Here is a 951-nt window from a genome sequence, read left to right as displayed (position 1 = left end):
AGCACAACCGAACCACCTGAGCCGAGTACCGGCACTACACCCAGTCGCGAACCGTTACTCGCAAAGGCTCACTGGACTACGACGATTCCGCGCACACCGTCCGATCCTGGCTGCGCCGCATCTACGAGTACGGCCCGTTCACCGCGGCGTTCAACATCTCCGGCAACCCGGCGATCAGCCTCCCGGTCGGACACAGCCAGGAGGGGTTGCCGATCGGCGTCCAACTGGTCGCCGCGCATGGACGTGAAGATCTGCTGATCCGCGTCGCCGCACAGCTGGAGCAGGCGGTTCCGTGGCGCGACCGCCAACCCGCCATCTTCGCCGGCGCCCCTCAAGTATGAGGCGGTGGCGGAGGATCCGGCGCACGCAGGCCCCGAGCCGCTATTCAGAACTCTGCTCAGCCACGGGAAACCCCGCGGCCGTCCGGCAGCAGCTCCCAATCGCTGGGCGCCGCCTGCCCACCTCGCGTGCTTCACCTCAGGCCGACACGACCACCGTCGTCAGTTGCACATCGCGATCGATGAGATAGCGTACGTCTACAGCGGACCTCTTCTCTTCGTCGGTCAGCCGGGCACCGTCGACCGTCAGGTGGCCGACGAACGCCCCCGCCCGCCGATCAATGTCCAGCCGCGCCTCGACGAAGTCCAGCTCCCGTCGGGTGAATGGGTACCACGCCTTGGAGATCGATTCCTTGGCGCTGAAGAGCGGCCGGTCCCAGTGCATCGTTGGATGAGTCATCGCCAGCCGCGCCAGCGTTGCTTGTTCCTCGGCCACGGCGGCGACCCGGCATGCACCCCCGGGTAGTGCTGCATGTGGCTCCGCGTCGATGCCCACCGAGACCAGGGGTTCAGGACGGGCGAGAAACGCGCCCGTCGAGGCGGCTAGACGAGTAGTTCCGAAGTCAGGGGTCGATGTCCGGGCATGAGGAGAGGGCATCCAAGATCATGTTGT

2 protein-coding genes are annotated in these 951 nt (G+C 66.2%); one reads left to right on the top strand and one right to left on the bottom strand.

Features of this window, described 5'->3' with window-relative positions:
• Window positions 1-71 precede the first annotated feature (71 nt).
• Entirely contained in the window at window positions 72-341 is a 270-nt protein-coding gene (locus ACFHVL_RS31365; protein ID WP_416632244.1) for an amidase family protein, read from the top strand.
• A gap of 136 nt (window positions 342-477) precedes the next feature.
• Here ACFHVL_RS31365 and ACFHVL_RS31360 read toward each other — a convergent pair whose 3' ends face one another.
• Entirely contained in the window at window positions 478-936 is a 459-nt protein-coding gene (locus ACFHVL_RS31360) for a 4'-phosphopantetheinyl transferase superfamily protein (protein WP_416632243.1), read from the bottom strand.
• Between the last annotated feature and the right edge of the window lie 15 nt (window positions 937-951).

This window comes from Micromonospora sp. LOL_023 (assembly GCF_048060115.1).
GTDB lineage: Bacteria > Actinomycetota > Actinomycetes > Mycobacteriales > Micromonosporaceae > Micromonospora_E.
This window is presented reverse-complemented; position numbering and strand designations above follow the sequence as displayed.

Excerpts from the sequence above, each read along its gene's own strand:
- ACFHVL_RS31360 (WP_416632243.1), bottom strand. The coding sequence starts at position 936 with ATGCCCTCTCCTCATGCCCGGACATCGACCCCTGACTTCGGAACTACT.